Source organism: Leisingera aquaemixtae, from assembly GCF_001458395.1.
Classification (GTDB): domain Bacteria; phylum Pseudomonadota; class Alphaproteobacteria; order Rhodobacterales; family Rhodobacteraceae; genus Leisingera; species Leisingera aquaemixtae.
On record NZ_CYSR01000031.1, the window covers coordinates 78,822 to 105,335 of the forward strand.

Genomic DNA, 26,514 nt, shown 5'->3' on the forward strand with positions numbered 1-26,514 from the left:
TGCATTTAGGCCGCTATCTTGTGATGTTTATTCAGGAGTTCTTCCGCCAGGGCGCGGTAGGCCCGCGCTCCCAGAGAGTTGGTATCGTAGTTCAAAACAGGGAGCGCGTAGGAAGGCGCTTCGCTCACCCGCACGTTTCGAGGGATTTTTGTCTGAAACACCAAATCGCCCAAGTTATCACGCGCATCCTGCTCGACCTGCTGCGACAGGTTGTTACGCCGGTCGAACATCGTCAAAACGATTCCCTCAATGCGCAAATTGGGATTCGCAGATTGGCGCACCTCTCGAATCGTCAGCATCAGCTGCGTGACCCCTTCCAGCGCAAAGAATTCGCTTTGCAGAGGGATCAGAACGGAATGTGCCGCTACCATCGCGTTTACGGTCAGAAGGTTCAGAGACGGCGGGCAGTCAATCAGGACATAATCCCAATCGTAGTCATCCATAGCCGTCTGACGCAGGGCGTCATGCAGCAGGAAGCTGCGCTTTTCATTGGTGAAAAGTTCGATATCCGCGGAGCTGAGATCCACCGTCGCCGGGATGATGCACAGGTCTTCGATTTCAGTCTGACGAATCACATCCGTCAGAGAGGCATCTTCCACCAGAAGATCGTAAGTTGTCAGATCCCGGTCGGCGGGATCAATCCCGAGCCCGGTCGAAGCATTCCCTTGCGGATCAAGATCGACAACCAGGACCCGCAGCCCGCACTCGACCAGGGCGGCAGCAAGGTTTATCGCCGTTGTTGTCTTTCCTACCCCGCCTTTCTGATTTGCGACCGCGATAATACGAGGCCCCTCCGGGCGGGAATAATCAGACACGGGCCACTCCCTTTATCTTTAGGATTAATGCTTCTTGTTCCGTCAAACTTTTAACTGGTTCCGCATCAAACCGCCATCGCTGCCGCGCGTTATCCACTTCTTTTTTCCAGCTTTCCCCCTTGGGGAACAGGGCGGTTCCTCCGGCGGCAAGATGCCTCTCAGCGAACTCCAGAAGGAGGGACAGGTCCGCCAGCGCGCGCGCCGACAGAACCTCCGCGTTCTGCGGATCAGCTTGCTCAATACGTTTGGAAATCACCGTGACCTTCGCACCGCACTCCCGTGCAGCAGTACGAAGGAACGCTGACTTGCGTTGATCGCTCTCAATCAAAGTGGTCATCATTTCCGGAGCTTCGTCTGCAGCCAGAATCGCAACAATCAAACCCGGAAATCCACCCCCGCTTCCGATATCGACCCAGTGATCAGGGGCATCAACGCAGCGGAAAACCTGAACGGAATCCGCAATATGCCGCGACCACAGGAGCTCCAAGCTGGATTTGGAAACTAAGTTGATCTTGGGATTCCATTTCTTTATGACCTGCTCGAAGATCTCCAGCCTCGCCAATGTTTCACGTGAAACATTCAATTCCTCGAGGATTCGTTTCTCGTTCATGCAGATTTATCCTGCCGCGATTGGTCCCGGCGAAGACGAGCCAAAAGGAGCGCCAGAGCTGCCGGCGTCATCCCATCAATCCTCGCAGCTTGCGCCAGGGTTTCCGGGCGTGCTACTGACAGTTTTTGCTGCAGTTCTTTCGAAAGCCCCTCAATACCATCATAGGCATAATCCGCTGGGATTACATACCCTTCGTCCCGCTTCATCGCGGATATTTCCCGCTCCTGCCGCGCAATGTAATTCGCATAAAGCGCATCACGTTCGACCTGCCGGCGGATATCCGGATCTACACTTTCCAGATCAGGCATGAGGGGCACGATATCCTCAAATGCCACATCAGGAAAAGCAAGAACCTCCATCCCGGAGCGCCGGTTTCCGTCCTGATTCACCCGAATCCCTGCTGCGGCAACCTGTTTCGGGGTGAAGCTCTGCGCTTCCAGAACGGAACACGCTTTCCCCAACCGGTCGCTCTTTTCCAGAAAGGCCGCCTGGCGTTGTTTGCCGGCGCAGCCGATCTCGATGGCCAAGGGGGTCAATCTCTGATCAGCGTTATCAGCCCGCAGGGACAGCCTGAATTCCGCGCGGGACGTAAACATCCTATAGGGTTCGGTCACTCCGTTCGTGGTCAGGTCATCGATCATGACACCGATATAGCTGTTTGATCTGCTAAAGCTGACGGGGCCCTCCCCCAAGCTGGCGCGTGCGGCGTTCAGTCCGGCAACCATCCCCTGGGCTGCGGCCTCCTCGTACCCGGTGGTGCCATTGATCTGGCCGGCAAGATACAGCCCGGGCACGTCTTTCAGCCGCAGCTCCAGAGTCAGAGCCCGAGGATCAACGTAGTCATACTCAATGGCGTATCCCGGTTGAAGGATGACCGCTTGTTCTAATCCACGGATCGAATGAACATACTCCTCCTGAACATCCTGCGGCAGGCTGGTGGAGATGCCGTTCGGGTAGACAGTGTGGTCTGTCACGCCCTCAGGCTCCAGGAAGATCTGGTGCGAGTCTTTATCTGCGAAACGGACAACCTTATCTTCGATCGACGGGCAGTAGCGCGGGCCAACCCCTTCGATGTGCCCGCCGTACATTGCAGACCGTTCCAAATTCTTCTGTATGATCTCGTGGGTCTTCGCGTTGGTGTGGGTGATCCCGCAAGACACCTGCTTTGCGCTGGTCGACTTTGTCAGGAAGGAAAAGAAAACAGGGTCTTCGTCCCCTGGCTGCGCTTCCAGAATATCCCAGTTGATGGTCCGTCCATCCAGCCGCGGCGGTGTCCCAGTCTTCAGGCGGCCCAATGGAAGAGCAAAGTTATCCAGACGTTCCGCCAGCTTGACCGACGGCTTGTCCCCCATGCGGCCGCCCGGTTTAGAAACGTCACCTATGTGAATAACGCCGCGCAAGAAGGTTCCCGACGTCAGAATGACCGACTTACTCGGAATTTCGCTGCCGTCAGCGAGGATCACGCCGGCGACGGCAATCCCCTGCAGGAGAAAGTCAGTGACCTCTCCTTCAACGATATCCAGATTCTCCTGCGCCACCGTCAGCCGCAGCATTTCCCTCCGGTAGATCGCCCGGTCCGATTGCGCGCGCGGCCCCTGCACTGCGGGGCCCTTGCGGCGGTTCAGCAAGCGGAACTGAATTCCGGCGAGGTCGGCCACCCGCCCCATCACACCGTCTAGCGCGTCAATCTCCCGAACCAGATGCCCTTTTCCCAGCCCGCCAATCGCTGGGTTGCAGGACATGACGCCGATACCATTGCGGTCCAGCGTCACCAGTGCTGTGCGAACACCCATCCGTGCTGCTGCATGGGCGGCTTCGGTGCCGGCGTGGCCGCCGCCTACTACGATCACGTCATAAGCTGAATGTTTCACGTGAAACACTCCTTCATTTCCCCAGGCAAAAACTCGAGAAAATCTCGTCCAGGAGATTCTCTACGCCAATCCGCCCAACCAGCATTTCCAGTGCCCGAATGGCCGATCGCATTTCCTCGGCCGCTATATCATAGAACTCGGGGCCGCGTTGCAGGATTTCTTGCGCTTCAGACAAGCTGACCAGCGCCGAAAGCATCGCATCCCGATGCCGTGCACGCGTTGCGATACCGGCTTGGGCTGACCGGTTTTGCAACACTTTGGAGATATGATCAACCAGGCGGTCAATTCCCTGCCCTGACTGGCCGGAAATTGCATCGCCGGCATCGTCGCGCAGATCGGCCTTGGGCAGCAGCCGGATATCCCCCTGCTGCAACTCGACATCCAGGACTTCGTCCCTTTCCGCCAGAAACACGCGTAGATCAGCATCCTGCGCCCGTTTGCGGGCCAAGGCGATACCGATCCCTTCAACGTGATCATCGGTGTCGCGCAGCCCGGCAGTATCAAGAAGAGTCACGGGCAGACCGGCAAGGTCCATGCGGACTTCGATAATATCCCGGGTGGTGCCGGCATATTCAGATGTGATTGCAGCCTCCCGGCCGGCCAGCGCGTTCAGCAGCGTGGACTTACCGACATTCGGAGCGCCGACGATTGCCACCTCAAAACCGCTGCGGATTCGTTCGGCAATTCTGACACCGGCAGTCTCCTTTTCGAGGCCGGCTTGAACATCCGCCAGCAGTTCTGAAACCTCGGGGGTAACATCTACCGGCACGTCCTCGTCTGCGAAGTCGATGGTCACTTCGATCAAAGACGCAGCGCGGATCAGTTTGACCCGCCAAGCTTCCGCCAGCTTCCCCAGCCCGCCGGCGAGGATCACCTGAGCTTGCTTGCGCTGTGCTTCGGTTTCCGCGTCAATCAGATCGGCAAGACCCTCGACCTGAGCCAGGTCCAGATTACCGTTTTCCAGCGCGCGGCGCGTGAACTCACCCGGATCGGCCATTCGGAGGCCCTCGATTCGTCCCAACGAATCGAGGACAGCCGAGACTACTGCTGTACTTCCATGTGTTTGAAATTCAACGGTATTTTCGCCAGTAAAGCTATGCGGAGCAGTAAAGCTCAGGACCAGCGCTTCATCGAGGCGCTTTCCTGATTCGTCCTGCAGAATTCGCAGGCTGGTGCCCCGCGCCGGCAAATCCCCGCCGCAAAGCTGCGCGCCGGCGGCAAGCGCCAAAGGGCCGGAGACGCGGATCACCGCGACCCCGGCCTTCCCCTGAGCGGAGGCCAGCGCAAAGATCGTGTCCATTGGGTGGCCTTTCTCTCTCGCCGGCCCGGATCAGGTATTCATCGAGTCGAAAAATTCGGAGTTGCTCTTGGTCTGCTTCAGCTTGGACAGCAGGAACTCAATCGCGTCTGTCGTGCCCATCGGGTTCAGGATCCGGCGCAGCACAAAGGTCTTGGCCAGATCGCCCTTGTCAACCAACAGATCCTCTTTCCGGGTGCCGGACTTGAGGATGTCGATGGCCGGAAACACGCGCTTGTCCGCAATCTTGCGATCCAGGACGAGTTCAGAGTTACCGGTGCCCTTGAATTCTTCGAAGATCACCTCGTCCATGCGCGAGCCGGTGTCGATCAGCGCGGTGGCGATGATGGTGAGCGAGCCGCCTTCTTCGATATTCCGGGCGGCACCAAAGAAGCGTTTCGGCCGCTGCAGAGCGTTTGCATCGACACCACCGGTCAAAACTTTACCCGAGGACGGCACAACAGTGTTGAAGGCCCTACCAAGTCTTGTGATCGAGTCGAGAAGAATCACAACATCTCGTTTATGTTCAACAAGACGCTTGGCCTTTTCGATGACCATTTCAGACACAGCAACGTGGCGGGTCGCCGGCTCGTCGAAGGTGGAGGAAACCACCTCGCCCTTCACCGAGCGTTGCATGTCGGTCACCTCTTCCGGGCGTTCGTCGATCAGCAGAACGATCAGGTAGCACTCCGGATGGTTCTTCTCGATCGAATGCGCGATGTTCTGCAGAATTACCGTTTTACCGGTGCGCGGCGGCGCCACGATCAGCGAACGCTGGCCCTTGCCGATCGGCGCAACCAGGTCGATCACCCGGGCGGAACGGTCCTTGATGGTGGGATCCTCGATCTCCATCTTCAGGCGCTCATCCGGGTAAAGCGGGGTCAGGTTGTCAAAGGCGATCTTGTGGCGGGCCTTTTCAGGCTCCTCAAAGTTGATCATGGTGACGTTGGTCAGCGCGAAGTAACGCTCTGTCTCCAGCGGCGCCTTGATCTGGCCTTCCACGGTGTCGCCGGTGCGCAGCGAATACTGGCGGATCATGTCAGGGGAGACATAGATATCGTCCGGACCGGGCAGGTAGTTTGCCTCGGGCGAGCGCAAGAAGCCAAAGCCGTCCTGCAGCACTTCCAGCACCCCGTCGCCGCCAATGTCCCAGCCTTCATCCGCGCGTTCCCGCAGGATCTGGAACATCATCTCGCCCTTACGCATGGTCGAAGCGTTTTCGATCTCCAGCTCCTCAGCCATTGCCAGCAGCGATTTGGGGCTTTTTGCCTTGAGGTCAGCCAGATTCAGGGATTGCACGGTCATATAGATACGGCCTCTACTCCCCGCTCATCCGGGGGTCGGTCACACGACAGGTTTGGAAAACGCGGCTGCCCGGACGGGCCCGCTGGAAGCCATACATAGGGACTCGTTTCAGATGAGTCAAACGCCGGCTGCAAGCGTTCCGGCGCTGCTGGGCCTGTTTCAGCGCCTCTGCGCTAGAATTTGAAGATGACGGAAACCACGATCACCAGCATCAGCACAGTGGGCACCTCATTCATCATTCTAAACTGCCGGCCCGTCAGCGTGTTCCGTTCTTCTTTGAAGTCGCGGTAGCGCAGAAGCAGCCAATGATGGAACCAGGTCATGGCGATGACCGACACGCCCTTGGTCCAGGGCCAGACATAGCTCCAGTCGACCATGCCGGGGGTCAGAACGATAAACAGCCCTGCCGCCCAGGACACATACATGGCAGGGCGCATGATGATCCTGAGGAGCTTCTCTTCCATGGTGAGGAAGATTGGAATGGCGTCCTGCACATTCTCAGCCTGCTCCACGTGATACACGAACAGACGGGGGAGATAGAAAAGACCGGCCATCCAGCTCAGCACGGCCATGATGTGCAGCGATTTGGCATATGGGTAGAGCGTGAACATCACGTCGCTCGGGTCCATGGGCAGTTCTCCCCGGTCAGGTCTGATCACCCTAATAAATAAATGAATATTTAAAGGATGATGTTTTTGTAGTGTGCGTGGATTCCAGTGGATAAGTGAATCCTCCCCCGCTTATCCCCAGCAAGGATAAGATTCCAGCGCGGAAGGGACAGGAGTCCTGGTTTTGCCGCCGGCGCCAGGAAAATAAGGCGCGTTAAGGATGTCTTTACCTTCGCGTGCTTGGGGATAACAACGGGATGAACCGGGGAGTGCCGGCATATCCACGGATTCAAAGTTATCCTGACTCACAAAGGACGACTCAGCGGGTTGAATCCCGGGATTTGCGTCAACCCCTGGAGTCTTTACTTGAGCGTGGAAAACCATACAAAACGTCCTGAAACCGTCTGCTTCTTTCCCACGGGGTTTTCCACATGACTGCCCACATTGTGCTGGCTTCTGGTTCCGAAATCCGGGCGCATCTGCTGCGTCAGGCCGGGATCGAATTTGAAACCGATGTGCCGAGACTGGATGAGCAGGCGATCAAGGCCGCGCTGCTGGCAGAGCAAGCGCCGCCGCGGGACATTGCCGATGCGCTGGCAGAAGCTAAGGCGCGCAAAATCAGTGCCAAGCATCCGGGCAGGCTGGTATTGGGGTGCGACCAGGTCCTGGATTTCGAAGGGCAACTTCTTTCCAAGCCGGCGAGTGCAGAGGCCGCGTTGTCCCAGCTGAAAGAAATGCGCGGCAAGCGGCACATGCTGTTGTCGGCCGCCGTGATCTATCGGGATGGTGAGCCGATCTGGCGCCATGTCGGACAGGTCCGGCTGGTGATGCGCAACTGCTCTGACGCTTATCTGGAGAATTATGTCAGCCGCAACTGGGACAGCATCCGCCACGCGGTGGGGGCATACAAGCTGGAGGAAGAAGGCGTGCGGCTGTTCGCTTCTATCGAGGGCAGTTACTTTAATGTCTTGGGATTGCCGCTGATGGAGCTTATCAGTTACCTGGGTTTGCAAGGGGTAATCGAGCAATGACAGAAGCAAAAATCCCGCTCGCCGGCGTGATCGGCTGTCCGGTTTCACATTCCAAATCCCCGCAGCTGCATGGCCACTGGCTGAAAACGCACGGCATCGCCGGGCATTATGTGCCGATGCATGTGGAACCCGCGGACCTGGCAGAGGCCATCCGGGCAATGCCGAAAATGGGGTTCGTCGGGGCCAATGTCACCATCCCGCACAAAGAAGCGGTGATGGAGATAGCCGACAAGGTCACCGACCGGGCGAAACTGATCGGCGCGGCCAACACCCTGATTTTCCGGGAAGACGGCACCATCCTAGCCGACAACACAGACGGGTACGGCTTTATCACCAACCTGCATCAAGGCGCCCCGGATTGGGATCCTCAGTCCGGGCCGGCCATTGTGCTTGGGGCCGGCGGCGCCTGCCGTGCAGTGGTTGCCTCGCTGATAGAGGCCGGGGTCCCGGAGATCCTTCTGAGCAACCGCACGCGCGAGCGGGCGGAACAGTTGCAAAAGGATTTCGGCAACCGGATCCGCGTGGTGGAATGGCTCCAGGCCGGCAACGCCATCGAGGAAGGCAAGCTGATTGTGAACACAACCTCTCTGGGTATGGCGGGCAAACCGCGGCTGCGTGTGCCTCTGGACGGTTTGCGGTCCGATTCCGTCGTGACGGACCTGATATATGCACCGCTGAAAACCGGCCTGCTGGAAACGGCAGAGGAAGCCGGCTGCACTGTGGTCGACGGGCTGGGCATGCTGCTGCACCAGGCGGTTCCGGGGTTCGAACGCTGGTTTGGCCACCGCCCTGAAGTTGACGCTGCCACCCGGGCGGCGGTGCTCGGATGAGCTTCAGCCTCGGCCTTACCGGGTCCATCGGAATGGGAAAAAGCACCACCGCCCAGCTGTTTGCAGCGCAGGGCTGCGCGGTCTGGGACGCGGATGCCGCGGTTCACCGGCTGTATGGTAAAGGCGGTGCGGCCGTTCAGCCGATGTCGGAAGCATATCCTGACGCTATTGAGGGCGGGGAAGTCAGCCGCGCTGCGCTGAAACGCATCATTGGTGCAGATCCGCAGGCTTTGACGCGGATTGAAGCCATCGTGCATCCGCTGATCGCGCAGGACAGCGCGTCCTTCCGGGCTGACGCGAAAAGCGACGTTCTGGTCTTTGACATCCCGCTGCTGTTTGAAACAGGTGGCAACGCGGAAATGGATGCGGTGGCCTGCGTGACGGTGGACGCGGAAACCCAGCAAGAGCGGGTTCTTGCCCGCGGCACAATGACGGTTGAGCAGTTCCGGCAGATCCTGCAAAAACAGATGCCAATTGAGGAGAAGATGGCCCGCGCCGACTATGTGATTGAGACGGACACGCTCGAACATGCCGAGGCGCAGGTGGCGGAGATCCTCGCAGATATCAGGAGCAAACTGACCCATGCGTGAAATCGTTCTTGATACCGAGACCACCGGGTTTGATCCGTTCTCCGGCGACCGGATTGTCGAGATCGGTGCCGTGGAACTGTACAACCACATGCCCACCGGCAAGACATTCCACGAGTACATCAACCCGGAACGCTCAATGCCGGCAGAGGCGTTTTCGGTCCACGGTATCGGCCCCGACCTGCTGGAGCCGCCGCAGAAGCCGGAACCCGGTGCGGTGACGCTGCGGGACAAGCCGGTCTTTGCCAAGGTCGGGCGGAAGTTCCTGGATTTCGTGCAGGACTCCAGGCTGGTCATTCACAATGCCAGCTTTGATATGAAGTTCCTGAACGCGGAACTGGACTGGATCGGGCTGCCGAAACTGCCGATGGATCAGGCTCTTGATACGCTGGCCATGGCCCGCAAGCGGTTCCCAGGCTCGCCGGCGACGCTGGATGCGCTGTGCCGCCGCTTCAACATCGACAACACCAATCGGACCTTGCACGGGGCGCTGCTCGACTCCGAGATCCTGGCCGATGTCTATCTGGAGCTGATTGGCGGGCGGCAACCTGATTTCGGTTTGTCCGCCCAATCCTCTTCCAGTTCGGCCCAGGTCGAGGATGACTGGCGCCCGATGCCGCGTCCAGCCTCCCTGCCCGCACGGATCACCGCGGAGGAGTTGGCCGCGCATGAGGCATTTGTGGACAAGCTGGGAGATGACGCTTTGTGGAAAGCCTCCTGATCCCGCGAAGGCCCGCAAAAGAAAAACGCCGCTGAATCCCAGCGGCGTTTTCCGTTTCAAAGGTCTGAAACCTTACTGCGTGGGTGCCGCTGCTGCAGCTTCGGACTGGCGGCGGGCCAGTTCGTTGCGGTAGATCGCCACAAAGTCGATGTTGTCCAGGTTCAGCGGCGGGAAGCCGCCATCGCGGGTCACATCGGACACGATGCGGCGCAGGAACGGGAAGGTCATGCGCGGGCATTCGATCAGCAGGAACGGGTGCAGCTGGTCTTCCGGCACACCGACGATGTTGAACACGCCGACATATTCCAGTTCCAGCACGAACAGGACGTTGCCGGCTTCCTTGTTCTTGGACTCGACGGTCAGCTTGGTGACAACCTCATACTGGTTCTCGGCCGAGCGCTTCTTCGCATCCAGGTTCACCTGCACGCTGACGTCGGGCTGAACCTCGCCGCCGGTGCCTTTCTGCGCCATCACGTTTTCAAACGACATGTCGCGGATGAACTGGCCCAGAATGTTCATCTGGACTTGCGGCTGCTGCTGGGCTTCGCCGTTTTCGGCCATGTAGATACTCCTGAAAATATGCTTTGGACCGTGCTTACCAGCTTGGTCCGGGTTCCTCAACGGGGACCGTCAACCCAGCCGGAGGGGCCGCCGCGCCGGTCAGACGGCGTCACATCTTCATAGTCGCCGTCGATGACGTCATCGGGCCGGCCGGCCGTTCCGGGATAGTGGCGGCCCTGCATGCTGCCGGGGCCCATCTGGAACTGCGCGACTGTGACACGGGCGCGCAGGTGGCGGTAAACCGCCAGCCGCACCGGCGGCATCAGCAGCGCAAATCCGACGGCGTCGGTAAAGAAACCCGGTGTGAGAAGCAGCGCACCGGCCACCAGGATCATGGCGCCATGGGCCAAAGGCTCTGCCGGGTCGGACAGTTGCTGGAACGAAGATCTCAGCTGTCCCATGGCCATACGCCCCTGGGTTTTCACCAGCCAAGTGCCCAGAACAGCGGTCAGAACCACAATGGCCAAGGTCGGCCACATGCCGATGGCGCCGCCAACTTGAATAAACAAAGCGATTTCAATGATGGGAACCATCAGAAAGGCCAGGAAGAGATACATCGGGGGTTTCCTTGCGATCATACACCCGGGCGGTAGACTTGCCCCCGCCCGTCACCTACATAAGACGTGACCGCTTTGGTTTCAAACAAAGCACGAACGCCTAGCATGAGGTTTCCATGGAGTCGCCTGTGATTCAGCTTTTGGTTCTGGCCGGTATCGCTGTGTTTCTGATCCTGCGCTTGAGAAGCGTTCTGGGAACACGCGAAGGCTTTGAAAAGCCGCCGCTGCCGCAATCCGAAGCCCGGGGCCGCCGCCCGGATCTGGAGGTGATCGAGGGCGGCCCGGACCGCGATATCACGGATTATGTGGCGGAAGGCAGTGAGCAGGCCCAGGCACTGGCGGCAATGAAACGGGCTGAGCCTTCCTTCCAGGTCCAGGAATTCGTGCAGGGCGCGCGCGGTGCCTATGAGATGATCCTCATGGGGTTCGAACACGGCAATCTGGACGACATTCAGCCCTTCCTGGCGGAAGATGTCTTTGACAGCTTCGTGGATGCCGTCGCGCAGCGCGAGGACAAGGGCTACAAGATCGAGGCCGACTTCATCGGCGTGCGGGAAACCACTCTGCAGGACGCGCAGTTCGACCCGCAGACCGGCCGCGCCGAAATCACTATGCGCTTCGTCGGCGAGATGACCTCAGTGGTCCGCGACCGCGGCGGCGACATTGTCGAGGGCGACCCCAAGGCGATCAAACGCCAGAAGGATACTTGGATCTTTGCCCGCAACATGGGCAGCGACGATCCCAACTGGCAGCTGGTTGCGACGGACGCATGATTGCGGCGCTTCGGGGGGCACTTGGGGCGGCTGCACTTGCAGGCGCCGCGATGACCGCCTCCGGGGCGCACTCAGAGACCGTGTCCAGCATTCTGGAATTTGAACAGCTTGATGGCTGGGCGGAAGATGACCACGCCCAGGCGCTGCAAGTGTTTCTGGGCACTTGCAGGGATCTGAAGGACCCCGACTGGGCCGCCCTGTGCAAGGCCGCCAGGTCGCAGCCGCCGGGCGGGGCGCGGGCGTTTTTTGAGCTGTTTTTCCGCCCGGTGCTTATCGAGGACGGTAACCCGGCTCTCTTCACCGGCTATTTCGAGCCGGAACTGACCGGCTCCCGCTATCCCACCAGCCGCTTCCGCTACCCGGTCTACAAGATGCCGCCAGAGGCACGCGGAGCGGATCTGTGGCTGCCGCGCCGTGAAATCCTGACCGGTGACGTGATGCAGGGCCGCGGGCTGGAAATCGCCTGGGTGGATGACCCGGTTGAGCTGTTCTTTCTGCAGATCCAGGGTTCGGGCCGGATCCGCCTTCCAGACGGCTCGACCATCCGGGTCGGCTATGGCGGCGCCAACGGCCACCCCTATAAATCCATCGGCAAGGAGCTGGTGCGCCGCGGTGTCTACAACGCCCATCAGGTCAGCGCCCAGGTCATCAAGTCCTGGGTCCGGCGCAATCCCGCGGACGGCAAGGAACTGCTGTTTCACAACCCGTCTTACGTGTTCTTCCGCGAGGTGCGCAAAGTGGCGGCCTCCAAGGGGCCGCTTGGCGCCATGAACCGCTCAGTCACGCCGATGCGCACCATTGCCGCCGATCCCGCCTATACTCCGCTTGGCGCGCCGGTTTGGGTGGAAAAGGACGGCCATTTGCCGCTGCGCCGGCTGATGGTGGCGCAGGACACCGGATCCGCGATCAAGGGGGCTCAGCGGGCCGACATTTTTGTCGGCACCGGTGATCAGGCCGGCGAGACCGCCGGCACGATGAAAGACCCGGGCCGGATGGTGGTGCTGCTGCCGATCCAGCGGGCCTATGCGATGCTGCCGGAAGACCTTTGAATGACACGGCGGAAATTGACAGGCGATGAGATCGACCTCTGGCACAAGGTCGTAAAGCACACGGAGCGTTTGCATCCGGGCACCCATTCGTCGCCCCCTGCCCCGCCGATGCCCAAACCCAAACCGGTGAAGCAACCCGAACCGCGCCTGGACCCGTTCGAGGTCGGCAGCCGGGCCAAACCCAAGCCGGTGAAACACGACCTAAGGCCTTCGATTGCCCGCAGCCTGGCCAGTGATCCGCTGCAGATGGACGAAAAGGCCTTTCGCCGCATGAAGCGCGGCAAGCTGAAGCCGGAAGGAAAGCTGGACTTGCACGGGATGCGCATCGACACCGCGCACCCTGCTCTCACACGGTTCATCCTGTCGGCGCAGGCCTCCGGCAAACGGCTGGTGCTGATAGTAACTGGCAAGGGCAAGGACCGCGACGAGCCGGGCCCGATGCCGGTGCCGCGCGGGGTGTTGCGCCACAAGGTGCCGCAGTGGCTCTCGCTGCCGCCCTTGGCGCAGGCGGTCCTGCAGATCACCCCGGCGCACGTCAGTCACGGCGGCGCGGGCGCCTATTACGTTTATCTGCGGCGCAACCGCTGACGGCAGGGCCGTTACCTGTTGTCCGCAGGCGTCCCGGTCAGCGCGACCTTGACGGCATTTTCGCGAATGACAATCTGGCCCGGCAGTATGTTCTGAAGCCGGTTTCGCGCCCGGTCGCGTGCAAACGTGTCCGCGGTTTGCCGGGCGCCGTTCAGCAGCGCCACCAGCGCCGGCGAGGAAGCCGCCACGAAATGCTGTGACTCCGCCTCGCCGGCAAAGGCGGTGGTGTCGATGATTTCCACCGGCAGGCTGCTCAGCTCTTCGATATTGTCCAGATTGCCGAGCCGCTCTTGCCCGTCCAGCCCGCGCAGGCGCTGGGAAAGCGTCAGAATGTTGTCCTTTCGCGAGACAAAGATCAGGAAAGGCTGCGGCACCTTGCGGAACCGCCGCATCTGGGTCTTGAACACATCAATGTCCAGATCCGGCGACATCAGCACCACGCCGCCCAGGTTCCGGGCGGTCCACCCGGGGGTCTGGATTTCAATCTGGCGCAGCGTCTCCATCGTCAGCAGCCCGCCCATGGAATGCGCGACGACCACCACCCGGCCGGCGCCGGCGACACGCAGCTTGCGCAGCAGCTGCTCCAGTCCGTCGCGGGCGAACAGAACGCTGTCGCCGTCATAGGCATAGCCAAGCGGTTGTCCCTTGCTGGGCCATGAATAGATGACCGTGGCGCCGGGAACGTTGATATCATGGGTCAGTTGGGCGGCCCGGAACGCAGTTTCGGCCTGGGTCGAGTTGAAGCCATGCACGAACACCGTGATGTCGCGTTCCTTTGGCGGAAACTTGGCCAGTTCCTGCTGCAACCGTGCCCCGAAGGCTGCGTCACTTTCGAATTTCTTCCGCCCTGCCATGGTGAACTCAGTGACGGGATCCGGGTTCCTGTAGCCGAATTTCAGGGAACCCGGAGTATGTTCCGGCGGAATTGAAACGGTCAGTTCAAGCAGGCTGTATCCCTCTGCCCGCTCCACGCCAAAGGTGCCATCGGGCAGCTGGTCGCGATTGGTGGCGGCAAACACGGTCTTGGGGGTGCCCACGTTCAGGGCTGCGGGATAGGTGGGGGAAAAGGACCTGTCAGTGCAAGCTGTCAGTAACACCAGCGTCACACCGCAAATCAGGCGCAGCCTTTGCATGTCATCCCACCTCAATGAACTGGCGGCAGGCTACTGCACCTGCCGCCAATGTCCAGCGGCCGCAACCCGTGCGGGCGGGTTACAGCACGTAACGGCTGAGATCAGCTGAGCGGCCAAGCTCACCCAGGTTCTTTGTGACAAAGGCCGCGTCCACGGTTACCGCCTCACCCGAACGGTCCGGTGCGGTAAAGGACAGTTCCTCAAACACCCGCTCCATCACCGTGTACAGCCGCCGGGCGCCGATGTTTTCCACGCTCCGGTTCACCTCGGCTGCGATCTTGGCCAGGGCCGCGATCCCGTCTTTGGTGAAGGCGACCTCAACTTCTTCGGTGCCCATCAGCGCAGTGTACTGGCGGGTCAGCGCATTGTCGGTCTCGGTCAGGATTCGGACGAAGTCCTCCTCCGTCAGGGCCCGCAGGTTGACCCGGATCGGCAAGCGGCCCTGCAGTTCGGGCAGCAGGTCTGATGGCTTGGCGATGTGGAAGGCGCCGGAGGCGATGAACAGGATGTGGTCGGTTTTGACCGGCCCGTGCTTGGTGCTGACGGTGGTGCCTTCGATCAGCGGCAGCAGGTCGCGCTGCACGCCTTCGCGGCTGACATCGCCGCCCCGGGTTTCCTGGCGCGCGCAGACCTTGTCGATCTCGTCCAGGAAGACGATGCCGTTCTGTTCCACCGACTCCAGGGCGCTGCGGGTGACGGTCTCGTCATCCAGCAGCTTGTCGGCCTCCTCGCCGATCAGCACCTCATAGCTTTCGGCGACGGTCATCTTCTTGCGGGTGGTGCGGCCGCCCATCGCCTTGCCGAACAGATCGCCGAGGTTCAGCATCCCCATGTTGCCGCCGGGCTGGCCGGGAATTTCGAACATGCCCATCGGGTTGGAGGTGTCGGCCACATCCAGTTCAATCACGGTATCGTCCAGCTCACCGGCCTTGAGCTTCTTACGGAACATGTCGCGGGTGGATTCGCGGGCATCACTGCCGGCGATGGCTTCCACAACCCGGTCCTCCGCCGCTTGGCGTGCGTTTGCCTTCACGTCTTCGCGCATGTACTCGCGGGTCTGGGCAATGGCGCTGTCAACCAGGTCACGGATGATCTGCTCAACATCCCGGCCGACATAGCCGACTTCGGTGAACTTTGTGGCTTCCACCTTGATGAAGGGCGCGCGTGCCAGCTTGGCCAGGCGGCGGGAAATCTCGGTCTTGCCGACCCCGGTGGGGCCGATCATCAGAATGTTCTTGGGATAGACCTCGTCGCGCAGATCGTCGGCAAGCTGCTTGCGCCGCCAGCGGCTGCGCAGCGCCACGGCCACGGCGCGCTTGGCTTCCTTTTGGCCGATGATGAAGCGGTCCAGTTCCGAGACGATTTCGCGGGGGGTGAGATCGGTCATGTCAGTCCTTTCCGGGCAAAACTCTTGAGGAAAAGTTTTGCTAAGAATTTCGAGGAAATTTCTTAGCCGCCGATGGTTTCGACGGTCAGGTTTCCATTGGTGTAGACACAGATATCGGCGGCGATGGCCATGGCGTCCCGCGCTACCGTTTCGGCGGACCTGTCGCTGTCCATCAGGCCGCGGGCGGCCGCCAGTGCGTAATTTCCGCCGGAGCCGATTGCCGCCACATCATGTTCCGGTTCTAGCACGTCGCCGGCGCCGGTAATCACGAACATGTCCTTGCCGTCGGTGACAATCAGCATCGCCTCCAGCTTCTGCAGGTATTTGTCGGTGCGCCAGTCCTTGGCCAGCTCGACACTGGCACGGGCCAGCTGGCCCGGGGTCGCTTCCAGCTTGGCTTCCAGCCGTTCAAGCAGAGTGAACGCGTCAGCGGTCGAGCCGGCAAAACCCGCCACCACGTCAAACCCGCCAGGCGACAGGCGGCGCACCTTGCGGGCGGTGCCCTTGATCACCGTTTGCCCCAGCGAAACCTGGCCGTCGCCGGCGATGACGACCTGGCCATTCTTTTTCACACCGATGATCGTGGTGCCGTGCCAGCCAGGAAATTTATCGTCTGCCATGTAAGTCTCCGTTTGGTTGCCCCCTATATGGAACCAACCCCCCGCCGGCACAAGAGATCGGCTAGGATCCGCGCTGATCCCAGGCTTGCGCCGGTGTTCGCTGCTATGCAGCATTTGCAGATCGGGGCTGTTTAACCGGCAATTGTGGAACCCGGAACCGCATCCTAAATGAAGCTCGCAACCGGCACAGCGTCGGCTGTTTCTCAGAAGGATATGCGCAAATGACGACCGCAAACATTCATGCGCCGCTCGGAGCAGTCACCGTTCTCCGCGTGGTCGACGCAGTGGCCAATGTGAAAACCGCCATCGTGGAATGGTATGTTGCCCGCGAAACCCGCAAGGTTCTGGCGCAGCTGACCGATGCCCAGCTGCGAGACATCGGCCTCGACCGTTCCGACATCGCCAAGTTCTGATCCCCGATGACCAGAAACCCTGAATGAGCCGCCCTGCCACGGGCGGCTTTGTTCATTCCGGGGTTCTGATTTTGTATTTACCGGCCTGATCCGGCAGCCAGGCTTCGACCGCTGCGGTGGCCACCACATGACGGCTGCCTTCCGCGGCATCCTCCACATCCAGACCGCCTTTGACCGCCCGCACCCTGGCCCGTCCGCGCGGCAGGTCCTGTGCCACCAGTTCGCAATCCACCGCGTCCGGCTGCTGCACGCCGATGATTACCTCCACCCGCATTTCGCTGTGGTCTACTCCCAGCTTGGAAAACAGCGTGATGGAGGAGTGATGCAGCGCGTCCTGCACCGCACGGCGGGCGGCTTTGGTATAGTCCTGGCCGTAAAGATCGTTGCCGGTGCCCATTTCCAGGATGATGCGCTTTTCGCTCATTCTGCGGCCTCCATGTCAAAGGACACAACCACGGCTGCATTGGCGATCACCGTGCGTCCGCCCTGGGGCTTGTCTATGTCGAGCCCGCCTTTCACCACCGTGATGCTGGGCCGGCCGTAGGGGAAGATCTCCAGAAGCGCGTCCTTGTCCACCGCTTCCGGTTCCTGCACACCGATCTCGGCATCGATGATCATGTCTTCTTTCGAGAAATCAAACAGTTCCGCCATGTTGACGGAGTTGTGCCACAGCGCGTCCCTGATCGCGCGGCGGGCGGCTTCGGTGTAATCTTCGCGCCTGAGAGATGTGCCCATGCCGAATTCCACCAGGACCCGTGTCTTGGCCATGCTGCCTCCTGTATCTGCCTTGTGTGCGACCCTTGCAGGGCAGCCGGGCAAAGGAAAGAGCCAGTTTGGCGATTGCCGCAGCACCAGAGCTTGCCAAAAAAAAGAGCTGTCCCCGCCGGGACAGCTCTTTGAAATGCGGCAGCTGGTTCAGGCTCAGATCGACTCTTCGATCCAGCTCTGCAGCGCGGCCTTGGGGGCGGCGCCTGCGCGGTTCGAGATCACCTGGCCGTCCTTGAAGATGAACAGCGCCGGGATACCGCGCACGCCCATGGCAGCGGCGGCGTTCGGGTTGCTGTCCACGTCGACCTTGGCAATTTTCACCTTGCCGTCGAATTCCACGGCCAGCTCTTCCAGAGCCGGGCCAATCTGCTTACAGGGACCGCACCACTCAGCCCAGAAATCCACCACAACGGGGATGTCGGAGTTCTTGACTTCGGCGTCAAAAGTGGCGTCGGTGACGGCAACGGTGGACATATGAATGTCTCCATGAGTGTGTGGCAACTGGAGTCGGAACCTAGGTACGGCTTAACCGATCGTCAAGGTTCCAACTGCCGCTTCAATGCCGCAGTCACAAGGTCGTGCGGCAGCGGCATCAGGGTTGCGGTACGGGTCCAGAGCAGTGCGGTTTCGATAGTGCGGCCCGGATAGATCAGAGCCAGCGCATGGGCATAGGCCCCCATCTGCCGCAACAGGCCTTCGGGGCATTGTTCAGGCGTTGCGGGCACGGTGGCGTTCGATTTGAAATCCACCGCGAGGACCGTTTCCGGTGTGACGATCAGCCGGTCGATGACGCCATGCAGGCGGGCGCCGTTCAGGTCAGCGGTGACAGGAACCTCGGCCAGTGTATCCGGGTGAAAAACATCTGCCAGAGCGGCATTCCGCAGTACTGCGGAGGCCTCGGCCAGCAGTTCCGCACAGTCGCCTGCCCCTTGCAGCAAGTTTTGCGCCAGCTGCGGCCAGTCTGCGCCAGCCCGTCCCGGCAGATGCTCCAGAAGCAGGTGCAGCCGGCTGCCGCGGGCCTTTGCTGCCTTCTCATCAAGCCCCTGATCGCCCGGCAGCGCTTTGGCTCCGCCCAGGTCGGACGGGCTGAGCGCTGGCGCCGGCGCTGCATAGGCTCTGGCAGAGCGGGTGAAGACCTCCGGCAGATCATGTTTCACAACTTCCTGTGCTTCGGGCACGACCAGCGGCGGGCCGTCCCAATCGCCATGCTGCAGCCGCAGGCCGGTGCCGCCTTCCGCGTCGAATTCCACCGCGCCGCCGTCGCGCATCGCACGCTCGGTCAGCCGGTACCAGCTGTCGCCCTGCTCACCGACCTCGCCGGCAGCAGCGACGATCAGCCACTTCTCCGCCCGGGTCAGGGCCACATACAACAGCCTCAGCCGTTCGTTCTGCAGCTTCTCCTGCGCGGTTTCGCGGGCCGCCAGCATGGCGGGCGGCATCTGGTCCTTGGGCAGCTTCCAGACCGGGGTGCCATCGGCCAGCATGATCTCTGCATCCCGCGGAGCCTGCCGTTTGGCAGTGTCAGGCAAAATCACGATCGGCGCTTCCAGCCCCTTGGAGCCATGCACCGACATCACCCGGATCATGTTGCCTGCCGCGCCCATCTGGCGTTTGATCTCCAGATCATCGGTCTGCATCCAGACCAGAAAGCCGGTGAGGCTGGGGACATCGGTGCGCTCATAGGCCAGCGCCTGCGACAGCAGCGCGTTGATGCCGTCCTCAGCCTCCGGTCCCAGCCGGCCCAGCAGTTTTTGCCGGCCGCCATGACGGGTCAGAATGCGTTCGATCAGGTCGTAGGGGCGCAGGAAGTCGGCGTTGGCGCGCAGGTCGTTCAGCACGGCCATGGTTTCGGGGAACTCCCCTGCCCGGTCGCGCAATGCCGACCACAGGTACATCGCCTCCCGCCGGTGCGCGAGGTCGAACAGCGCCTGCTCCGTCCAGCCAAAGAGGGGCGATTTCAGCGCCTCCGCGAGCGACAGAGAATCTTCGGGCAAAGCAAGGAACCGCAGCAGCGCCGCGATATCCTTGACGGCCAGTTCTGCGCCCACCTTCAGCCGGTCGGCGCCGGCGATGGGCAGTTCGGCTTTCTTGCAGGCACGGATGATTTCCGAGAACAGATCGGACCGGCGCTGCACCAGGATCAGGAAGTCGCCGGCCTGCACCGGGCGGCGCTGAAAGGTGCCCCGTTCCGGGCCGTCCTCGGGGATGGTGACGCCGGTGCCGATCATCCGTTTGATCGAACGCGCAATGCGCTCCGCCAGGATCACAGTGTGGTGGCGGCTGCTGGGGCGGTCCACCGGGCTGGTCCAGTCGGGGTCCTCGTCATCCTCGACCTTGCCGACCACCGGCCACAGATCCACCCGGCCCGGCAGGTCGGATTTAAACGCTTGGTGCAGCGCGTCCTTGCGGAATCCTGCCCGCGGGCTGTCGCGAAACACCAGATCCACCAGTTTCAGGATCGCGGCGGAGGAGCGGAAGGAAAAGTCGAGCGAAGCATCCTGCAGCCCTGCTCCGGTTTCCGCCAGCCGGTTGCCGAACTCCTGCTGCATCCGGTCGAACGCATCCGGGTCGGCGCCCTGAAAAGAATAGATCGACTGCTTCTTGTCGCCGACCACAAAGATCGTGCGCTCCACGTCGGACCGCGCGCCTTCGCCGGCGGTGAATTCCTGCGCCAGCTTTTCGATCACGTCCCATTGCACCGGGCTGGTATCCTGCGCCTCGTCCACCAGGATGTGGTCGATGCCGCCATCCAGGCGGTAGAGCACCCAAGCGGCAACGCCCGGATCGTTCAGCAGCTGGCGCGCCTTCAGGATCAGGTCGTCGAAGTCGAGCCAGCCGCGCAGCTGCTTGCGGCGCTCGTATTCCGGCAGGAAGGCGGCGGCAAAACGGTGCAGGTCGTGACTCTTGCGCGCTGCCGTCAGCGCCAGGCGTTTTGCCCGCGCATCCTCAACCCGCCGCATCAGCGGTTCCAGTTGATCCATCAGGGACAGGTGGGATTCGCGCAGTTTCTTGGTCGGGAACTTGTCTATTTTGGCTGTGAAAGGCTCCTTGGCGCTGGCGCCAGTCAGAAACACGCTTTCAAATGTCCCCAGGTCGGCAAGCGCGGGTTTGGTGATGCCAGCCAGCTTGGCCGCGGCCTTTAGGTCGGTCGAACCGCCCTGCCCCAGCATCTCGCGGGTGCGCTGCAGCAGCTCTTCCTCGCCGCCCAGAAACACCAGCGCTTCCAGTGCAGTCTCGTCAAAACCTTCGGGGAGCCCGAACAGCTCCAGAAGCTGGGCCCAGTCCAGTGGGTCACCGAAATCAGCGCGGCGCTGGCAGATGGCAGAGGTGAGCGTCTCAAAATCACTGTCGCTGACTTGCCGTGCCAGGGCATCGAGCTGAGGCGCTTGCGGGCCCTGGGCAAAGTCCTCCATGATCTCCGCCCGCAGCAGCTGGCCTGCGCGGTCGTCCATCTCGGCAAACTGGGGGCTGACGCCGGCCTCCAGCGGGAACCGGCGCAGCAGTGAGGAACAGAAGGAATGGATGGTTTGAATCTTCAACCCGCCCGGTGTCTCGATCGCACGGGCGAACAGGGTGCGCGCCTGCGCCAAATCCTCAGCCGTGGTGCTGACTTCTCCCAGTTCGGTCAGCGCGGCGGTCAGCGCCGCATCCCCAAGCATCGCCCATTCCCCCAGCCGTTTGAACAGCCGGTTTTGCATCTCGCTGGCGGCGGCCTTGGTGTAGGTGAGGCACAGGATGTGCTGCGGCTGCACGCCCTTCAGCAACAGCCGTGCCACCCGGTCGGTCAGCACTTTGGTCTTGCCAGAGCCTGCATTGGCGGCCAGCCAAGTAGAAGCATCAGGGCGCGCAGCCCTGAACTGCGCCTCAGAGGCGGCATCGCGGATGGTCATGCCAGATCCTCCGGCTGCGGGGTGGCGCTGCGGTCCCATTCGCCGTAGCGCGCCAGGTGGTCGTAATCGCCGGCGATGTCGTCCCGGTGCACCATGCGCCGGCTCGAATAGCCTTGGTCAGGCTCAAAATAGGCCGCGATAAGCGTGCGCAGCTCATCCCAGACCTTGGCTGGCGGCTCTGCCTCCAGCGGCGCCGGCACTTCGCTCAGTTTGCTGCCCAATCCTATGAACAAGGCACGCGCGACCTCCGCAGGGCCGAGGTCGTCGAAAGCGCCCTCTTCGGCCATGGCCGCTTCGATCAGCAGCTGTTTTTCGAATTTCTTCTGCTGTGCCTCGCTGGGCGGCGTGCCCGTCTTGTAGTCATAGAGGTGCAGAAATCCGCGGTCGTCCATGTCAATCCGGTCGGCGCGGCAGGCGATCGTGAAATCGAGCGGATCCAGCCGGGCGCTGCCCTTGGCCTCAAAGGCGACCGGTTTGGCGCGGGCCTGGCGCTCCTGCTCGGCCAGGACAAAGTCGCCGGCAATCTTGCGGATGCGGCTGTGCCACAGGATGCGGGCCACGGGCCAAGGCACGTGCGTCTCCAGCAGCTCCCGGGTTTTGCCGACCAGATGACCGGCGGTCAGCAGCGAGGGGTCGGCCTGCGTTTCCTTGATGAAATGCTCAAACACCTCATGCACAACGATGCCGCGCAGCAGGGCGTCGGGTTCCTGCACCAGCGGGTTCAGCGGCCTCAAGCGCAGCACATGTTTAGCATAGATCGCATAAGGATCGCGGATCAGCCGCGGAATTTCGGTGATCGTCAGCCGCCGCGGGCGGGCGGCCACAGGCGGGCACGGGGACGGGCGGCGATATTGCGGAATCGGCGCCGGTTCTTCCAGCGCCTCCGCCCAGCCAAGCCACTGGCGGCCCTTGGCGCGCATGGTGTCCAGTGCCGCATGGCCGCCCTGATCCGGCAAGCCCGACAGCAGGTTGGTCAGCCTGTTCAGCCAGCGCGAGGGCACGGTATCGGCTTCCTCTGACCGTTCGGCGCGGGTCAGCCAGACCTCCGGCGCGGCGATGGCCTGCTGGAAATCATGCGCCGACAACCCGATGCGGCGTTCGGGCAGCAAGAGCCCGGCCTGATTTCGAAGCTGGCGGTTCAGCCAGGGATCGGGGGAAGCAGCCTCGGGCCAGCTGCCTTCGTTGAGGCCGCCAAGGATCACCAGATCAGCACCCTGCACACGCGCCTCCAGTGTGCCCCAGATCATAATCGAGCCATAAGGCGCATCGCGGTCACGGACCTCACCCTGGCTCAGCAGCGCGCCCAGAAGATCGGCAAAGTCGCGGGCGGTCATATCGCCGCCATAAGGCGCCTCGGCCTCCAGGTTTTCGATGCAGGCGAGGGCGGCTTGACCGGCTTTCTTGTCCCACAGCGTGCCGGCGCCATCGGCCTGGCTGCCGGCGGCGATGTCTTCGGCCAGGCCGCGCAGACGCTGGACCCAGTTCGTCAGGGGAAGCGTGCCGGCAACCTCTTGATCCGCGAAACAGGATGACAGCCAACCGGTCCATCCCGGCGTCAGCTCACGGCCCTTTTCAAAGGCGGCAAAGGCGGCGGCATCCGGGAAAGGCGGGCCGTTGCGGCGCAGGGACAGTTCCAGCTCGCGCGTCTGGCGCAGATGGTTGCCGCGGTCCGCGCCGTCATGGGTGAGCGGGTGTTTCAGCAAAGTCAGCAGGCTGTCGCAGGCCAGCGGCTTGCAGAACAGCCCCGCCACATGGCGCAGGAAGCGGCCCGGCGGCGACAGCTGCAAGGGCTGGCCGGCGGAGTCATCGGGCAGAATGTCCCAGCGGTCCAGCGCCGCGGAGACCTGGCGGGTCAGCATCCGGTCCGGGGTGATCAGCGCCGCGGTCTGCCCGTCTTCGGCCGCCTGGCGCAGGCGCAATGCAATGGCGAGCGCCTCGGCACGGGGGCTGGGCGCCTCCACCAGGGTGAGGTTTTCGGTGGCCTCGCTCAACCCGGTCAGCAAGGGGCCTTCCCTCATCCAGGCATCGGTGACAGGGGCAGGGCGCAAGGCCAGCGAAACCAGCCGGTTGCGTTCGGGCGAGGCCGGCAGCGTTTCCGTCCAGGGCTGCACGTCGCCGGGTGTCAGCTCCAGATCCTTCATCAGCTTGTGGAAGCGGTACTGCGGGTGATCTTCCGAGATCATCGGATCATCCAGCCCGGCCCAGACATGATCCGGCTGGTCAAAGTCGAAGCCGGGCAGCACCACGGCCCCTTGCGGCAGCCGCGCGATGGCCTGCATCAGCATCAGCGTTGTGCCGCGCGATCCGGTGGAGCCGGCCAGGATCACCGGATGCTGCGGGGGCTTGTCCTGCCACTGTTCAATCAGATTCAGGACCACCTGCCGCTGCCGGGCCTGTGCATCCATCGCGCCCTCATGCAGGCCGGTGAATTCGTCGGCGATGCCGATAAAGGCCTGCGCGCGGGCCCAATGGCCCGACATGTCTGAGACATCCAGCGCGCGGATCGTATCGGTGCTGACGCCTTCGCCCTGCATCTCATCGATCAGCGCAGCCAGGCTGTCGGACAGGTCATAAAGCGAGGCGCGGGAGGCGAGATCGGGTTGTGCGTCCAGAAGTTTCGCAATCAGCTGCGACAGTTCCAGACGGCGCCGCAGCGGGGGCAGGGCGGGCGGCAGGCCGTCCAGCGTGGCGCGTTGGGCCAGGTCGGTCAGCAGCATCATCCGCGGCAGCAGCATGGCCGGGCCGGTATCAAACAGGCCACGCACCCGGCGCGCCATGCGGGAGGTGTTGACGATCAATTCAGCCCGCGCCAGCGCCTCCGGTGGCAGGCCCTGGCTGCGGCTGCGCAAGCCCTCAACCAGCGCACGCGGGAAATCGGCGCCGCAGGGCACGGCAAACAGGCGCGGTTTGGCGGATGGTTCAAACATCATCAGCGGTTATCAGGTCCTCGGCCAGTGTGACCCCTTCGGGGCGCCCCACATCGCACCAGCGGCCGGGATATTCCAGCGCAAACAGCCGGCCTGCCGCGGCCATCTGATTCCAGAGTATGTTGAGCGAGAAAACCTTGTCCTCAACCTGGTGAAGCCTTTCCGTTTTCAGAATCTGCACTCCGCCATAGACCAGATCGCCGCCGCGGCTGATGCGCCCATCGGCATCCGTCGAGAAATCGCCGCCGCCGGTGCGGCCGACGGCCCTGTCCAGTGGCACGCAGACCAACAGTGCATCCATGCGCGCCGGGTCCCAGGCCTCCTGCGCCAGATGCAGCGGGTTCGGGCCTTTCCAGATGGCGTCGGTGTTCATCGTGAAAACCGGGCCGTCCCCCAGCAGCGGCAGGGCCTGGCGCAGGCCGCCGCCGGTGTCGAGAATGTCAGGTGTCTCCAGACTGAGGAGCACGTTTTCAGGCTCTAACAAGGCCTTCAGCGGTTCCGGCTTGTAATGCAGGTTGGCGGCGATCCGGGCCGGCTGGACCGCTTGGGCCAACTCTAGCGCGTGGGAGATCAGCGGCCTGCCTGCCACCTCGATCATCGGTTTCGGCTTGTCGCTGGTCAACTCCCGCATCCGGGTGCCAAACCCGGCGGCAAACAGCATGACAGCATCGGGGGAGCGCTGCATCAGGGCCTCAGCTTGTCCAGGTTTTCCGGGGTGGGGGCAGGCAGGCTCTCGCGCAGCAAAGCGCCGATCCGGGCCAGTGCCGGGTGCTCCAGCCCGCGGATGAAATGGTCCCAGACCCGCGGGATCAGATCCACGTAATGGGGTTTGCCGTAATCCATGCTGAGCCGGGCAAAGACGCCGAGAATGCGCAGGTTCCGCTGCACGCCAAGCACGGTATAGGCGGTACGGAAGCCGGACTCATCAACGCCAGCCGCTGCGACGTAGCGGTCGATCATCTGCATTTCGATGCCGGCGGGCACGTCCCGGCGGGCATCCTGCAGCAGCGATACCAGATCATAGGCCGGATGGCCGGCGCGGGCGTCCTGAAAATCCAGAAGGCCGACACGGGCAACGCCCTTGCGGTCCGGCAGCCACAGAAGGTTTTCGGCGTGATAGTCGCGCTGTACCAGAACCGGATCGCCTTTCACGGTGGCGCGCAGGATGTCTTCGAACAGATCCTCGAACCGGGCCTGCAGGTCTGGATCCTGGCTGCCGGTGATGCCGGCGCGGTACTTCGACAACGCCAGCGCGGACATTTCCGCCATCATCCGCGGGCCGTAAGGTTCCAGATCCGGCATTGGTGCCTGGTGCAGTGTCACCAGCGCATCCGTCGCCGCCTCATACAGCTGCTTTTCCAAGGCCGGTTCGCGCCGGATAACCCGGGCATAAAGATCGTCGCCCAGATCCTCCAGCAGCAGGAAGCCGTGTTCGGCATCCTGTTCCAGAATCTCCGGCGCGCTAAGGCCCTGCTTCCGCAGATATTCGGCAACGCGGATGAACGGACGGATGTCTTCGCCCTTTTCCGGCGGCGCGTCCATCAGCACCACTGTTTTGCCATCGGCACCTGTCAGCCGCTCATAGCGGCGGTTGGAGGCGTCGCCGGCGAGCGGGCCGCGCCGCCAGCAGGCATAAGGTGTTGCGGACAGGAAAGAGTCGCAAAGTTGATTGCGGTCGGTCATGCGCTGATGCGCTCCATCAGGGGCTGCCATTTCTCATCGCTCCAGCGGAGCGTCAGATGGCGGCGGTCTTCGTGTTCGGGGTCCAGCGCCAGCGTCAGATGCAGGGCGTGGGCAGGCGTCAGCTCAGCCAGCCGGTCGGGCCATTCCACCAGGCAGATCGCGGAGTCAAACGCCTCGGTCAGGCCCAGCTCCTCCAGTTCGTCCAGTGAGGACAACCGGTAGAGATCGGTGTGCCACAGCTCGCCGGCGGGCACGTCATAGGTCTGCACCAGCGTGAAGGTGGGGGAGGGCACGTCTTCGGGCACCTCCATCAGCGATTGGATCAGGTGGCGGGCGAAATGGGTCTTGCCGGCGCCGACCACCCCCTCCAGCAGCAGGCAATCGCCGGGGCGCAGGGCCCCGGCGATTTGTGCGGCCAAGCGGGCCGTATCTTCCGGTGAGTTCAGCGTGCAGGCCGCGGTATGCGTGGTCATGGCGGTACAATGCCGCC

27 protein-coding genes are annotated in these 26,514 nt (G+C 62.1%); 8 read left to right on the top strand and 19 right to left on the bottom strand.

Annotation, left to right across the window (positions count from 1 at the left end; translation table 11 throughout):
• Positions 1–5 precede the first annotated feature (5 nt).
• From PHA8399_RS17290 to PHA8399_RS17315, 6 genes are all read right to left on the bottom strand, one after another.
• Entirely contained in the window at positions 6–815 is an 810-nt protein-coding gene (locus tag PHA8399_RS17290) for a ParA family protein (protein ID WP_058287371.1), read from the bottom strand.
• Positions 808–1,425, bottom strand: coding sequence for a 16S rRNA (guanine(527)-N(7))-methyltransferase RsmG (rsmG, locus tag PHA8399_RS17295; protein WP_058287372.1), 618 nt, complete (start codon positions 1,423–1,425; stop codon positions 808–810). Before rsmG ends, PHA8399_RS17290 begins: the two co-directional genes overlap by 8 nt.
• Positions 1,422–3,296: a tRNA uridine-5-carboxymethylaminomethyl(34) synthesis enzyme MnmG gene (gene mnmG, locus PHA8399_RS17300; RefSeq protein WP_058287597.1), complete on the bottom strand. Its 1,875-nt coding sequence runs from the start codon at positions 3,294–3,296 to the stop codon at positions 1,422–1,424. The genes rsmG and mnmG overlap by 4 nt, the downstream gene beginning before the upstream one ends.
• A gap of 13 nt (positions 3,297–3,309) precedes the next feature.
• Positions 3,310–4,596 (bottom strand): tRNA uridine-5-carboxymethylaminomethyl(34) synthesis GTPase MnmE, encoded by a 1,287-nt coding sequence (gene mnmE / locus PHA8399_RS17305; protein WP_058287373.1) that lies wholly within the window; start codon positions 4,594–4,596, stop codon positions 3,310–3,312.
• A 30-nt stretch (positions 4,597–4,626) separates the two neighbouring features.
• Entirely contained in the window at positions 4,627–5,898 is a 1,272-nt protein-coding gene (gene rho / locus PHA8399_RS17310) for a transcription termination factor Rho (RefSeq protein WP_008554331.1), read from the bottom strand.
• Positions 5,899–6,071: 173 nt separating this feature from the next.
• Positions 6,072–6,527, bottom strand: coding sequence for a CopD family protein (locus tag PHA8399_RS17315; protein ID WP_058287374.1), 456 nt, complete (start codon positions 6,525–6,527; stop codon positions 6,072–6,074).
• Between the two features lie 410 nt (positions 6,528–6,937).
• Here PHA8399_RS17315 and PHA8399_RS17320 point away from each other — a divergent pair, with 410 nt between their 5' ends.
• Genes PHA8399_RS17320 through dnaQ form a run of 4 tightly spaced genes read left to right on the top strand, consistent with a single transcriptional unit; the run spans position 6,938 to position 9,675 of the window.
• Positions 6,938–7,537: a Maf family protein gene (locus PHA8399_RS17320; protein WP_058287375.1), complete on the top strand. Its 600-nt coding sequence runs from the start codon at positions 6,938–6,940 to the stop codon at positions 7,535–7,537.
• The gene (locus PHA8399_RS17325) at positions 7,534–8,367 is read left to right on the top strand and encodes a shikimate dehydrogenase (RefSeq protein WP_058287376.1); all 834 of its coding nucleotides are present in this window, start codon (positions 7,534–7,536) and stop codon (positions 8,365–8,367) included. The genes PHA8399_RS17320 and PHA8399_RS17325 overlap by 4 nt, the downstream gene beginning before the upstream one ends.
• Positions 8,364–8,957: a dephospho-CoA kinase gene (gene coaE, locus PHA8399_RS17330; RefSeq protein ID WP_058287377.1), complete on the top strand. Its 594-nt coding sequence runs from the start codon at positions 8,364–8,366 to the stop codon at positions 8,955–8,957. The genes PHA8399_RS17325 and coaE overlap by 4 nt, the downstream gene beginning before the upstream one ends.
• Positions 8,950–9,675: a DNA polymerase III subunit epsilon gene (gene dnaQ / locus PHA8399_RS17335; protein ID WP_058287378.1), complete on the top strand. Its 726-nt coding sequence runs from the start codon at positions 8,950–8,952 to the stop codon at positions 9,673–9,675. The genes coaE and dnaQ overlap by 8 nt, the downstream gene beginning before the upstream one ends.
• A gap of 72 nt (positions 9,676–9,747) precedes the next feature.
• Here the strand turns inward: dnaQ and secB are convergent, their stop codons facing one another.
• Positions 9,748–10,236, bottom strand: coding sequence for a protein-export chaperone SecB (secB, locus tag PHA8399_RS17340; protein ID WP_058287379.1), 489 nt, complete (start codon positions 10,234–10,236; stop codon positions 9,748–9,750).
• A gap of 56 nt (positions 10,237–10,292) precedes the next feature.
• Complete coding sequence (locus PHA8399_RS17345) at positions 10,293–10,793, bottom strand: FxsA family protein (protein WP_058287380.1); 501 nt, start codon at positions 10,791–10,793, stop codon at positions 10,293–10,295.
• A 116-nt stretch (positions 10,794–10,909) separates the two neighbouring features.
• Between PHA8399_RS17345 and PHA8399_RS17350 the strand changes: the two genes are divergently transcribed.
• Genes PHA8399_RS17350 through PHA8399_RS17360 form a run of 3 tightly spaced genes read left to right on the top strand, consistent with a single transcriptional unit; the run spans position 10,910 to position 13,203 of the window.
• Positions 10,910–11,566, top strand: coding sequence for a Tim44/TimA family putative adaptor protein (locus PHA8399_RS17350; RefSeq protein WP_058287381.1), 657 nt, complete (start codon positions 10,910–10,912; stop codon positions 11,564–11,566).
• Positions 11,563–12,615: a murein transglycosylase A gene (mltA, locus tag PHA8399_RS17355; RefSeq protein WP_058287382.1), complete on the top strand. Its 1,053-nt coding sequence runs from the start codon at positions 11,563–11,565 to the stop codon at positions 12,613–12,615. Before PHA8399_RS17350 ends, mltA begins: the two co-directional genes overlap by 4 nt.
• Positions 12,616–13,203 carry a Smr/MutS family protein gene (locus PHA8399_RS17360; RefSeq protein ID WP_058287383.1) on the top strand — a complete coding sequence of 196 codons (588 nt, stop codon included), beginning with the start codon at positions 12,616–12,618 and terminating at the stop codon, positions 13,201–13,203. It begins immediately after the preceding gene.
• 11 nt (positions 13,204–13,214) lie between these two features.
• Here the strand turns inward: PHA8399_RS17360 and PHA8399_RS17365 are convergent, their stop codons facing one another.
• From PHA8399_RS17365 to hslV, 3 genes are all read right to left on the bottom strand, one after another.
• Positions 13,215–14,336, bottom strand: a complete 1,122-nt coding sequence (locus PHA8399_RS17365) for an alpha/beta hydrolase (protein WP_058287384.1) — start codon at positions 14,334–14,336, stop codon at positions 13,215–13,217.
• Between the two features lie 79 nt (positions 14,337–14,415).
• The gene (hslU, locus tag PHA8399_RS17370; protein ID WP_058287385.1) at positions 14,416–15,723 is read right to left on the bottom strand and encodes an ATP-dependent protease ATPase subunit HslU; all 1,308 of its coding nucleotides are present in this window, start codon (positions 15,721–15,723) and stop codon (positions 14,416–14,418) included.
• A gap of 62 nt (positions 15,724–15,785) precedes the next feature.
• Positions 15,786–16,343 carry an ATP-dependent protease subunit HslV gene (gene hslV, locus PHA8399_RS17375; RefSeq protein ID WP_008554606.1) on the bottom strand — a complete coding sequence of 186 codons (558 nt, stop codon included), beginning with the start codon at positions 16,341–16,343 and terminating at the stop codon, positions 15,786–15,788.
• A gap of 221 nt (positions 16,344–16,564) precedes the next feature.
• Here hslV and PHA8399_RS17380 point away from each other — a divergent pair, with 221 nt between their 5' ends.
• Positions 16,565–16,756: a DUF1127 domain-containing protein gene (locus tag PHA8399_RS17380; protein WP_008555919.1), complete on the top strand. Its 192-nt coding sequence runs from the start codon at positions 16,565–16,567 to the stop codon at positions 16,754–16,756.
• A 52-nt stretch (positions 16,757–16,808) separates the two neighbouring features.
• Here the strand turns inward: PHA8399_RS17380 and PHA8399_RS17385 are convergent, their stop codons facing one another.
• The 8 genes from PHA8399_RS17385 to tsaE all read right to left on the bottom strand — a co-directional run bounded on the left by PHA8399_RS17385 (position 16,809) and on the right by tsaE (position 26,497).
• Entirely contained in the window at positions 16,809–17,180 is a 372-nt protein-coding gene (locus tag PHA8399_RS17385; protein ID WP_058287386.1) for a Lin0512 family protein, read from the bottom strand.
• On the bottom strand, positions 17,177–17,524 hold the full coding sequence (locus PHA8399_RS17390; RefSeq protein WP_058287387.1) for a Lin0512 family protein: 348 nt from the start codon (positions 17,522–17,524) through the stop codon (positions 17,177–17,179). Before PHA8399_RS17390 ends, PHA8399_RS17385 begins: the two co-directional genes overlap by 4 nt.
• 153 nt (positions 17,525–17,677) lie before the next feature.
• Positions 17,678–17,998 carry a thioredoxin gene (gene trxA / locus PHA8399_RS17395; RefSeq protein ID WP_008557909.1) on the bottom strand — a complete coding sequence of 107 codons (321 nt, stop codon included), beginning with the start codon at positions 17,996–17,998 and terminating at the stop codon, positions 17,678–17,680.
• 62 nt (positions 17,999–18,060) lie between these two features.
• Positions 18,061–21,414, bottom strand: coding sequence for a double-strand break repair helicase AddA (gene addA, locus PHA8399_RS17400; protein WP_058287388.1), 3,354 nt, complete (start codon positions 21,412–21,414; stop codon positions 18,061–18,063).
• Positions 21,411–24,344, bottom strand: coding sequence for a double-strand break repair protein AddB (addB, locus tag PHA8399_RS17405; RefSeq protein WP_208856335.1), 2,934 nt, complete (start codon positions 24,342–24,344; stop codon positions 21,411–21,413). The genes addA and addB overlap by 4 nt, the downstream gene beginning before the upstream one ends.
• Complete coding sequence (locus tag PHA8399_RS17410) at positions 24,334–25,026, bottom strand: nucleotidyltransferase family protein (RefSeq protein WP_244270247.1); 693 nt, start codon at positions 25,024–25,026, stop codon at positions 24,334–24,336. Before PHA8399_RS17410 ends, addB begins: the two co-directional genes overlap by 11 nt.
• Positions 25,026–26,024, bottom strand: coding sequence for an aminoglycoside phosphotransferase family protein (locus PHA8399_RS17415; protein WP_058287389.1), 999 nt, complete (start codon positions 26,022–26,024; stop codon positions 25,026–25,028). The genes PHA8399_RS17410 and PHA8399_RS17415 overlap by 1 nt, the downstream gene beginning before the upstream one ends.
• Positions 26,021–26,497, bottom strand: a complete 477-nt coding sequence (tsaE, locus tag PHA8399_RS17420) for a tRNA (adenosine(37)-N6)-threonylcarbamoyltransferase complex ATPase subunit type 1 TsaE (protein ID WP_058287390.1) — start codon at positions 26,495–26,497, stop codon at positions 26,021–26,023. Before tsaE ends, PHA8399_RS17415 begins: the two co-directional genes overlap by 4 nt.
• Between the last annotated feature and the right edge of the window lie 17 nt (positions 26,498–26,514).

Excerpts from the sequence above, each read along its gene's own strand:
- hslU (WP_058287385.1), bottom strand. The coding sequence starts at position 15,723 with ATGACCGATCTCACCCCCCGCGAAATCGTCTCGGAACTGGACCGCTTC.
- PHA8399_RS17385 (WP_058287386.1), bottom strand. The coding sequence starts at position 17,180 with ATGAGCGAAAAGCGCATCATCCTGGAAATGGGCACCGGCAACGATCTT.
- PHA8399_RS17360 (WP_058287383.1), top strand. The coding sequence starts at position 12,616 with ATGACACGGCGGAAATTGACAGGCGATGAGATCGACCTCTGGCACAAG.
- coaE (WP_058287377.1), top strand. The coding sequence starts at position 8,364 with ATGAGCTTCAGCCTCGGCCTTACCGGGTCCATCGGAATGGGAAAAAGC.
- PHA8399_RS17390 (WP_058287387.1), bottom strand. The coding sequence starts at position 17,524 with ATGGCCAAGACACGGGTCCTGGTGGAATTCGGCATGGGCACATCTCTC.
- PHA8399_RS17415 (WP_058287389.1), bottom strand. The coding sequence starts at position 26,024 with ATGACCGACCGCAATCAACTTTGCGACTCTTTCCTGTCCGCAACACCT.
- PHA8399_RS17320 (WP_058287375.1), top strand. The coding sequence starts at position 6,938 with ATGACTGCCCACATTGTGCTGGCTTCTGGTTCCGAAATCCGGGCGCAT.
- rsmG (WP_058287372.1), bottom strand. The coding sequence starts at position 1,425 with ATGAACGAGAAACGAATCCTCGAGGAATTGAATGTTTCACGTGAAACA.
- mltA (WP_058287382.1), top strand. The coding sequence starts at position 11,563 with ATGATTGCGGCGCTTCGGGGGGCACTTGGGGCGGCTGCACTTGCAGGC.
- PHA8399_RS17380 (WP_008555919.1), top strand. The coding sequence starts at position 16,565 with ATGACGACCGCAAACATTCATGCGCCGCTCGGAGCAGTCACCGTTCTC.
- secB (WP_058287379.1), bottom strand. The coding sequence starts at position 10,236 with ATGGCCGAAAACGGCGAAGCCCAGCAGCAGCCGCAAGTCCAGATGAAC.
- dnaQ (WP_058287378.1), top strand. The coding sequence starts at position 8,950 with ATGCGTGAAATCGTTCTTGATACCGAGACCACCGGGTTTGATCCGTTC.
- addA (WP_058287388.1), bottom strand. The coding sequence starts at position 21,414 with ATGACCATCCGCGATGCCGCCTCTGAGGCGCAGTTCAGGGCTGCGCGC.
- mnmE (WP_058287373.1), bottom strand. The coding sequence starts at position 4,596 with ATGGACACGATCTTTGCGCTGGCCTCCGCTCAGGGGAAGGCCGGGGTC.
- PHA8399_RS17350 (WP_058287381.1), top strand. The coding sequence starts at position 10,910 with ATGGAGTCGCCTGTGATTCAGCTTTTGGTTCTGGCCGGTATCGCTGTG.
- addB (WP_208856335.1), bottom strand. The coding sequence starts at position 24,344 with ATGATGTTTGAACCATCCGCCAAACCGCGCCTGTTTGCCGTGCCCTGC.
- PHA8399_RS17410 (WP_244270247.1), bottom strand. The coding sequence starts at position 25,026 with ATGCAGCGCTCCCCCGATGCTGTCATGCTGTTTGCCGCCGGGTTTGGC.
- trxA (WP_008557909.1), bottom strand. The coding sequence starts at position 17,998 with ATGTCCACCGTTGCCGTCACCGACGCCACTTTTGACGCCGAAGTCAAG.
- PHA8399_RS17345 (WP_058287380.1), bottom strand. The coding sequence starts at position 10,793 with ATGTATCTCTTCCTGGCCTTTCTGATGGTTCCCATCATTGAAATCGCT.
- PHA8399_RS17365 (WP_058287384.1), bottom strand. The coding sequence starts at position 14,336 with ATGCAAAGGCTGCGCCTGATTTGCGGTGTGACGCTGGTGTTACTGACA.
- tsaE (WP_058287390.1), bottom strand. The coding sequence starts at position 26,497 with ATGACCACGCATACCGCGGCCTGCACGCTGAACTCACCGGAAGATACG.
- PHA8399_RS17325 (WP_058287376.1), top strand. The coding sequence starts at position 7,534 with ATGACAGAAGCAAAAATCCCGCTCGCCGGCGTGATCGGCTGTCCGGTT.
- rho (WP_008554331.1), bottom strand. The coding sequence starts at position 5,898 with ATGACCGTGCAATCCCTGAATCTGGCTGACCTCAAGGCAAAAAGCCCC.
- hslV (WP_008554606.1), bottom strand. The coding sequence starts at position 16,343 with ATGGCAGACGATAAATTTCCTGGCTGGCACGGCACCACGATCATCGGT.
- PHA8399_RS17315 (WP_058287374.1), bottom strand. The coding sequence starts at position 6,527 with ATGGACCCGAGCGACGTGATGTTCACGCTCTACCCATATGCCAAATCG.